Consider the following 8,018-nt stretch of genomic DNA (forward strand, 5'->3'; position numbering starts at 1 on the left):
GCGCTGCCGGGTGCCTGCCATTCTGGTAGGTGATGGACGAGTCAGTACGCGAAATCTGGCAGTCGCTGGGCCTTCCGGGCCTGATCGACGTGCACACCCATTTCATGCCCAAGTCCGTGATGGACAAGGTGTGGAAGTACTTCGACAGCGCCGGGCCGCTCACCGGACGCGTCTGGCCGATCAGGGTACCGCACCGAGGAGCAGCACCGGCTGCAGACGCTGCGCGGTTTCGGGGTACGGGCGTTCACCTCGCTGGTGTACCCGCACAAGCCCGACATGGCGTCCTGGCTGAATCAATGGGCCGCCCAGTTCGCCGCCGAGACGCCCGACTGCCTGTCCACCGCGACCTTCTACCCCGAGCCCGACGCACCCGCTTATGTCGCCGACGCCATCGCCGGCGGCACCCGGGTCTTCAAGGCGCACGTGCAGGTCGGGGACTACAACCCGGCCGATCCGCTGCTCGACGACGTGTGGGGCACCATCGCCGACGCCGGCGTCCCGGTGATCATCCACTGCGGTTCCGGTCCGGCGCCCGGTACCCATACCGGCCCCGACCAGGTCCGCACCGTGCTGGGCCGGCACCCGAGCCTCAAGCTGATCATCGCGCACATGGGCATGCCCGAGTACAGCGAATTCATGGACCTCTGTGAACAATTCGCGGGCCTGTGCCTCGACACCACCATGGCGTTCACCCCGTTCATAGAGGAAACGATGCCGTTTCCCCCGGATGAGCTACCTCGGCTGGGAGAGCTTGGCGACCGTATTCTGTTCGGCAGCGATTTCCCGAACATCCCGTACCCGTACGCCGAGTCCATCGATGTGCTCACCAAGGTCGCACCCGACGACGACTGGATGCGAAAAGTGCTGTACCACAACGCCGCCAGGGTGTTCGATTTAACGATCAGCTGACGGAAGCCGATAGCCGGGGCTAGCATCCGAACGTGACCAGTCCGCAAGGCGACGCGTTCAACCCACCCGTCCCGGTTCCTGATGTACCGGGTGCGGACGCCACCGCGCGAGGTTTGCCACGCCGCGCCGACCTCACCTGGCAGCAGAGGCTGATCGTCGACTCGTCCGCCGTGGCCGACCTGGGGCTTCGCACGGCACTGGCGTCCGTGATCGGCGCAGGCATGCTTCCCCGCATGGCGGCCTCGGTGGTGCGAGGGCGTACCGACGACGACCCCGAGGCCCTGCGGTTCTATGCCGAACTCGCGGCGACCAGGGACCCCCGGCAATGCTTCCCGGCCCCGACCGAACTGCCGCGAGTGGTCAGCCGTGCCGCTGCTCCCGTGGCGCAGTGGGTCGCCCGCGGCCGCGTCCGGAACATCTCATTCCAGAGCAGCTTCGAGGCCACCTACCCGGGCATCCGCGAACGGCGCCGCGGCTACACGCGCAACAACGTGGTACACGCTCAGCATTGGCAGCACGCCGACGGACCACACCCGACGCTGTGTGTGATCCACGGCTTCATGGGCTCGCCGTACCTGTTCAACGGCCTGTTCTTCTCGCTGCCGTGGTTCTTCCGGTCCGGATACGACGTGCTGCTGTACACCCTGCCGTTCCACGGGCCGCGGGCTGAGAAGGGCTCTCCGTACAGCGGCTACGGCTTCTTCATGGACGGCGTCCCCGGCTTCGCCGAGGCCATGGCACAGGCGGTGCACGACTTCCGTTCCGTGCTCGACCATCTGGAGCACACGGGCGTCGATCGCATTGCGCTCACCGGGATGTCGTTGGGCGGCTACACCTCAGCACTCATCGCCTCTGTGGACGACCGCATCCAGGCGGTGATCCCGAATGTTCCGGTGGTGACACCGGACCGGACGGTCGACGAATGGTTCCCGGCCAATCTGCTCGTCAAACTGGGCAACCGGTTGGCGCACACCGATGAGGATCTGGTCTCGGCGGCGGGCCGGTACCACTCACCGCTGAACTACGCGCCGCTGGTACCGCGGGATCGCCGGCTGATCATCGCGGGGCTGGGTGACCGCCTGGCACCGCCGCAGCAGGCCGAATTGCTTTGGGAGCATTGGGATCGCTGCGCGTTCCACTGGTTCCCGGGCAACCACATCCTGCACGTCAGCCAGCCCGACTACTTGCGGCGCATGACCAAGTTCATGAGCCCGTTCATGTTCGACAGCGGCGACTATCCGCTTGCCCGGGCGGGTTCTGCCCGTTGACCCTGCGCTGAGGGCCTTCGCCACGCGGCCTTTTACGCCGTAGCCGCAGGCTCAACGGCGGTGCCGGCGCCGAGCCCGGACAGCTCCGCCAGGAGCGCGGCGGTCAACGTGCCCGCACGTGTTCCGAGACCGCCCGCCGACGCCGGGGCCATCGCCGCGAGCAGCGGGCCCTGCCGGCCCGGCTCACGCGCCAGGCCCGCGACAGCCGCTGCGGCGGGAGCGTTGGCCGTGCGGACTGCACAGGCCGCGGAAATAGTTGCGCCGGGCGCGAACTCGAGCACCGTCCACAGTTCGGTCGTGGAGGCCAGCTCGGCCAGGCAGTCGGGCAGCCGCTGATCGGTGGGCAATCCGTACGCGGTCAGGTAGCCGTCCCCGTCCCGGACCGCACGCCACGACTCACAGGCGTCGGTTGCCATGGGAGCGGGTGCCGCCTTGGTGACCGTGACCGGCACTCCCGCCTCGCGCAACTGATCGGCCAGCCGTCGGGCCACCTTCTCCGCGGTGTCCGCCAGGGGCAGGTCTGACGACCGTGCCTGCAGCGCAGCAAGATTCGATGCCGCAGCCACTGTCACGCTGACCCATGCGCTGCGCGTGCCGTCGAGCTGACATTCGGTGACCCGCACCGACTCGCATTGCACGCCGTAGCGGTCCACGTAGGAGGCAACGAGAGGCAGTGCGTGGTAAGGCAATTCATCGGCTTCCAGCACCACTGTGACCTGGCCCGCCGTCGGCGCCGCCGCACCCCGCCGGTTCCGGCGCCATACCGCGACTCGGCGGGCCACCATGGTGGTCAGGAACAACCCACGCCACCAGGCGAATACCAGCAGCACCACAGCGACCGCGATGCCCAGGATCCACTTCTGCGGCGTGGTGTGCCACGGGTAGGTCATGGCCGCGGGGACGATCACCAGCAATGCCAACGTGATTCGGGCCGTCATCGGGCACCGTCCTTTCTTCGGTACGCGAACAGGGCGATCAGTGCGGCGACCGCCAGCACCGCCACTCCGGTGAACGCGATGGTCCGGGGCATGGTGTCCTTCGGGGCCGGTTCCGGCGGCAGGGCGACGGACACCGCTTTCGGCGCCCCACCCGTCGCGGGCAGGTCCCAGGTCAGGGCGGCGACCGGGTCGACGACGCCGGCGCCCACCAGGTTCGACGGCATGCGCGCAGCACCGTGCGCGGTGGCCGTGAGCCGGTGCGTCACGTCAGTCGCGTTCAGTGCGGGAAATCGACTGCGCACCAAGGCCGCAACACCGGCGACGTAGGCCGCGGCGTAGCTGCTGCTGCGCAGCGGGAACAGGTCGCCCCGCTCGTTGGGCAGCGCGTTGGCCAGGCCGTTCGCGCCCGTCGACGCGACGTTCTCACCCGGTGCCGCGATGCCGACCCACGGGCCGGGCGTCGTGAAGTCCGACGGCTGTCCGGCGGCGTCCAGCGACCCCACCGACAGCACGTACGGCTGCCACCACGACGGGATCGACACCGATTTCACGCCGGCCCAGTTGCGCGGGTCCGCGTTGTTACCAGGATTGTCCAAGGGGTTCGCCTCGCATGACGGGCCGCCGGCGAGGCCGGCCCGGTCGTTGCCGGCGGCGGCGACGATCACCGCATCCTTCTCCTGTGCAGCGTATTTCAGAGCCGCACCCAGTTCGGTCTGATCGACGGGCCGGTCGGCGGGCAGGCAGGTCACCGCCGTGATGGCGATGACCTTGGCGCCGAGGTCGGCAGCGCGCACGACGGCGCGGGCCAACGTCGCGACCTCGATGGTGGCGTGCGCCGCGGCCGGATCTCCCCCATTGCCGCGCGGGGCGTAGCGCTCCGAGGTCTGGCGGATCGCGAGGATTCGGGAGCCCGGCGCGACACCGGAGAATCCGTCGGCACCCGGTTGCCCCGCGATCAGCCCGGCCACCAGGGTGCCGTGGCCGTCGCAATCAGTAAGTCCGTCAGTGCTTTCCACGTAGTCGCCACCGGCCTGCACGTTCGGCAGCCGCGGACCGGGATGCACGCCGGTGTCGATGACCGCGACCGTCTGCCCGTCACCACGGCTGTAGGCCCAGGCACCCGGCACGTTGAGCAGGGTGTGCCCCGGACCCGGTGCGCCCGGATCGGTCCCGGGCAGCACACCGGCGGTGACGCACGCGCCCCGCTGCCCCATGGGCGCGACGGGGCCGACGCTGCCCGAGGGCGGCGCCGCGTGCTCGTCGACATGCGGCGGCACCACAGCACCAGCCGTCGGCAGGACCGTGACTGACGCGGCGAAAGCGATTGTCAGGAGCGATATTCCGCGCCGGAGGGCCACCATCACCGGTTGATGACCCAGGCGAACAGACCCACCAGGTGGGCCAGCACCGGGATCAGTGAGGCGTCCAACGCCGTCGCCGCGAAGCCGACCAGGCGACGCATCGGCAGCGAGTAGGTCTGCGGGTCGGCCATCTGGGGGTTCAGCGCAGCCACGACGCCGACCGCGACGAGCACCGCGAGCACGCCGAGCGACCACCACGCGTTGGCGTAGTGCCCACCGGCGGCGAACAGCGTAAGCAGCACGGCCGCAAACAGATACGGCTGGCTCAGCAGCCACACCTTGCACGGCACCGAGTCCCAGATGCGGGCCCGCAGCGCCGTCGCCAGAGCGGCGGCCCCCACCACATACCAGGCCCACGGCGACGGGTGCGTCCCCGCCACCAGGACCACAGAACCGGCCGTCATGGTCAGTACGGCACCGGCGAGGAAGCCGGTCTGGTGCGCGTCGCACACCCGGACCCGGCGCGGCAGATCAGCCAGCACCGACCGCGGCAGGGCCGACGGCGTCGGGTCGCCCGGCGCCGGGATGTTGGGCACCGGGAACCGGGCCCAGACGGTGGACAGTTGCGCGGCCTGCACCATGACCAGCAGCGCGAAAACGATCAGCACAGCACCGATCACGGAGTTGCCCAGCTGCCAGACCGAGGCGACGCCACCGACGATCACGCCGGCAATGCCGACGACGGTCGTGGCGGTGAAGGCCGCGATGGCCTGCCCCCCGACGGTGATGCCGACGATCGACCAGGCGGCGACCGCCGCCGCACCGAGCAGCAGCCCGGCTGCACCGGACGGGCCGGGGACCGCCAGGGCGAAGGCTGCGCCGACCGGTAGCAGGGCCGCCAGGCTCAGGGCCGTCGCGAAGCGCGGCGACCTACGGGTCAGCAGGGCGGCCGCGACGGTCAGCACCGCCACGCCGACGACGGTGAACAGGCCGGCCGGCTGCCCGGTGCGCACCCGGACCACCGTCGCCAGCGCGGTGGCCAGCACCGTCAGTGCGACGACGGCCCATGCCGCGAAACGACGGATATGCGCATTGCCCCAGGGGTTCTCGCGAGCGGCAGAGAAGATGGCGGCCGCATCGGCGATGTCCTCGACGATGCGCGGCGCCGGCGGACCGGCGGGCACCGGCTGCAGGGCGAGCAGATCACCGTCGACCACACCGACGGTGTCCAGCGTCGCGTCGAGGCTGTACGCGGCACCGCCCAGCGGGGCGAGTGACAGCTCGGCGCCCGCGGCCGCATCGGCTGCGATGATGCGCCGCACGGCGGGCACGATCTCGCGCAGCGGCAGACCAGCCGGCAGTGCGACGTCGGTGAGTCGCCCGCGGCCACCCGGCTCGTCGCCCGCGGCGAGCACCGCGACCCGCACAATCGGCATCGCGGTACTACCAGACGTGTTGGGGGACATGTTCTTTCCGTTCTCCAGTCGAGGTCTCGAAGTCTCGGGTCAGGTTCGCCGTCGGGAACCAGGGACCGTCGGGCAGGGTTGCGGTCAGGCGCTGCACGGCAGCGGTGATAGCAAGGTCGGTACCCGGCGTGAAAGTTGAAATCCAGGTGCCGTCAGCCGCTTTCACCGGGGCGACGACGACGCGGCCCGCGGTGGTGTCGACGATGCTGACGCCGATATCGGTGGTGACGCGGTGGCCGTCGCGGTGGTCGCCCGCGACGATCTCCACGTAGCTGCGGCCGGGCGCGAACGCGGCCCGCACGACGGGGTGCGCGGACGCGGGGATGCCGAGGTGGTCCATGACGTCGTCCAGCGATTCTCCGCGGCGCAGACGTTCGTCGGCCTTGGCACCGATGTGGGCAGGCATGGCGAATTCGTCGAACCGGGCCGCCGCGCGGCCGGACAATCCCGCGGTGAGCACCGGCACCAGTGCGTCCGGGGACGCGACGGCCAGCTCGGTGCAGGTCATCAGGTGCTCGCTGCGCAGCGCCGTCACGGTCGTGTCGCCGCTGCGCGCGAGAATGCCGCGCAGCATGGCGCCGGACCCGGACACCCACCGCAGTTCGAGCCAGCGCCGTGGCCGGCACACCGCCCGAATCCACTGCGCGACAGCGGGATGCACGGCGCTGTCGGCAGACAGCACCCCCATCCGCGTCAGCGCGGTGACCTGGTCCGCATCGAAGTGCGCCTTCGCGGAGGGCTCGCTGTAGGGCTGGGTGATGGCCAGCACCCACGGAAAGCTCCCGGCGCCAAGGCGATCCGCGAGGAACCAGGCTTGCTCCGCGGTGAGTTCGACCGCGGAGACCGGGTTTTCGGCGTGTTCTGGGGCACCCGATGCCCCGGAACACGCCGAAGTCGCACGACCTAAACCCACTTGGCGCCTTCGGCGCTGTCGCGGGCACTCATCGACAGCGTGTTGGTCTCGTGGGTGGTCGCCATCGCCCGGTAGGCCTGCACGAGCTCCGCCATCGCGGTGTTCCACTGGGCCTGCCACGCCTGGTAGCTGGTTCCGGTGTCACCCTGCCAGGCGCCGGCCAGGGCCGCCTGTTCGCTGGCAATGTCGAGGCCGACGGCGTGCAGGGCACCGGCGTAGGCGGTCATCTCACCGGCGTGGGCCAGCATCGCCGGGTAGTTGTACATGATCTGGGACATGGGGTCTCCTCTATTCGAAGTGAACGGCGCCGGTTAGACGGAGGTGTACGTGCCGGCCGCGGCGGTGTCCTGCGCGACGTAGGTACCGGCAGCGTCGCCCAGGTTGGCCTGTGCGATGTCGAGCAGACCGTTGACCTTGGCGGCAACCTCCATGAAGCGGACGTGTGCGGCCTGGAACGCGACGGCCGAGTCACCCTGGTGGAAGCCCTGGGCCGACTGCGCGGCCTGTTCCGCCTGGGCGATGGTGCTGCGCATCAGCGCGGCCTTGGCCGAAAAGGCCGACTCGGAGGCGACCAGCTGGGGGATGTGTGCGTCGAGCATGCTCATTGTGATTCCTCTCGGGGTTCGTCCGGATTTCTGTTGGTGGTCAAGCCTTTTGGTTCAGCTGGCTGGTTCAGCGGTCGGCACCGCCTTCCCTGCCCCAGCTACCGGGCAGCATGGGTTCGGTGACGCCGCTCCCGAAACCGTTGCCGGACAGGCGGTTCAGGCCGGTCGCCTGCTGCTCCTGGCGGGTCACCGTGCCGGTGAAGCCGATCGGTCCGGCGCCCCGGGCCGACGAAAGCACCTCGGTCCGCGGTGCCCGGTCTGCCTCAGCGTCGTCCCCGAAATCCGGATCGACCTCCGAGTTCATGTCCATGTACTCGTCGCGGACGCCGCGCTCCTTGGCCGCGCGACGACGGCGGGCGCGGCGCCGTTCGGTGGCGGCAGCTGCGGCGGCCGCGGCGGCAGCAGCCGCGATCCCTGACGCCGGCGCCGGTGCGGTCGCACCGTCGCGCACCGTCGGCGTGAAGCCGGGGCCCGGGTCGTCGATGGCCACGGCGTATGCCATCAACGGCGCTGGGGCCGCCGGTGCGGGAGCTGCGGGCGCTGCCGGTGCCGGAGCTGCGGGTGCACTGGCCGGGCTGGCGGGGGGGGGCGGCACCGTCGGGGCGGCGGCGACCCACG

The 8,018-nt window shown here is 70.2% G+C and carries 8 protein-coding genes and 1 pseudogene; 2 read left to right on the top strand and 7 right to left on the bottom strand.

The genetic code is table 11. From position 1 onward, the window contains the following. The first annotated feature begins 32 nt into the window (after positions 1-32). Positions 33-909, top strand: a pseudogene (locus EB75_RS15905) (amidohydrolase family protein). A 32-nt stretch (positions 910-941) separates the two neighbouring features. Further along, positions 942-2,177 (top strand): alpha/beta hydrolase family protein, encoded by a 1,236-nt coding sequence (locus EB75_RS15910; protein WP_073696333.1) that lies wholly within the window; start codon positions 942-944, stop codon positions 2,175-2,177. Between the two features lie 32 nt (positions 2,178-2,209). Here the strand turns inward: EB75_RS15910 and eccE are convergent, their stop codons facing one another. The 7 genes from eccE to EB75_RS15945 all read right to left on the bottom strand — a co-directional run bounded on the left by eccE (position 2,210) and on the right by EB75_RS15945 (position 7,890). Further along, positions 2,210-3,115 carry a type VII secretion protein EccE gene (gene eccE, locus EB75_RS15915; RefSeq protein WP_073696334.1) on the bottom strand — a complete coding sequence of 302 codons (906 nt, stop codon included), beginning with the start codon at positions 3,113-3,115 and terminating at the stop codon, positions 2,210-2,212. After that, positions 3,112-4,476, bottom strand: coding sequence for a type VII secretion-associated serine protease mycosin (gene mycP, locus EB75_RS15920; RefSeq protein WP_073696335.1), 1,365 nt, complete (start codon positions 4,474-4,476; stop codon positions 3,112-3,114). The genes eccE and mycP overlap by 4 nt, the downstream gene beginning before the upstream one ends. Further along, entirely contained in the window at positions 4,476-5,882 is a 1,407-nt protein-coding gene (eccD, locus tag EB75_RS15925) for a type VII secretion integral membrane protein EccD (protein ID WP_286150212.1), read from the bottom strand. Before eccD ends, mycP begins: the two co-directional genes overlap by 1 nt. After that, the gene (locus tag EB75_RS15930) at positions 5,860-6,795 is read right to left on the bottom strand and encodes an ESX secretion-associated protein EspG (RefSeq protein WP_073696337.1); all 936 of its coding nucleotides are present in this window, start codon (positions 6,793-6,795) and stop codon (positions 5,860-5,862) included. The genes eccD and EB75_RS15930 overlap by 23 nt, the downstream gene beginning before the upstream one ends. Continuing rightward, positions 6,786-7,073: a WXG100 family type VII secretion target gene (locus EB75_RS15935; protein WP_073696338.1), complete on the bottom strand. Its 288-nt coding sequence runs from the start codon at positions 7,071-7,073 to the stop codon at positions 6,786-6,788. Before EB75_RS15935 ends, EB75_RS15930 begins: the two co-directional genes overlap by 10 nt. A gap of 33 nt (positions 7,074-7,106) precedes the next feature. Then, complete coding sequence (locus EB75_RS15940) at positions 7,107-7,400, bottom strand: WXG100 family type VII secretion target (RefSeq protein WP_073696339.1); 294 nt, start codon at positions 7,398-7,400, stop codon at positions 7,107-7,109. A gap of 67 nt (positions 7,401-7,467) precedes the next feature. Continuing rightward, on the bottom strand, positions 7,468-7,890 hold the full coding sequence (locus EB75_RS15945) for a PPW family C-terminal domain-containing PPE protein (protein ID WP_217267704.1): 423 nt from the start codon (positions 7,888-7,890) through the stop codon (positions 7,468-7,470). Positions 7,891-8,018 lie beyond the last annotated feature (128 nt).

Source organism: Mycobacterium sp. ST-F2, from assembly GCF_001905655.1.
Classification (GTDB): Bacteria; Actinomycetota; Actinomycetes; order Mycobacteriales; family Mycobacteriaceae; genus Mycobacterium.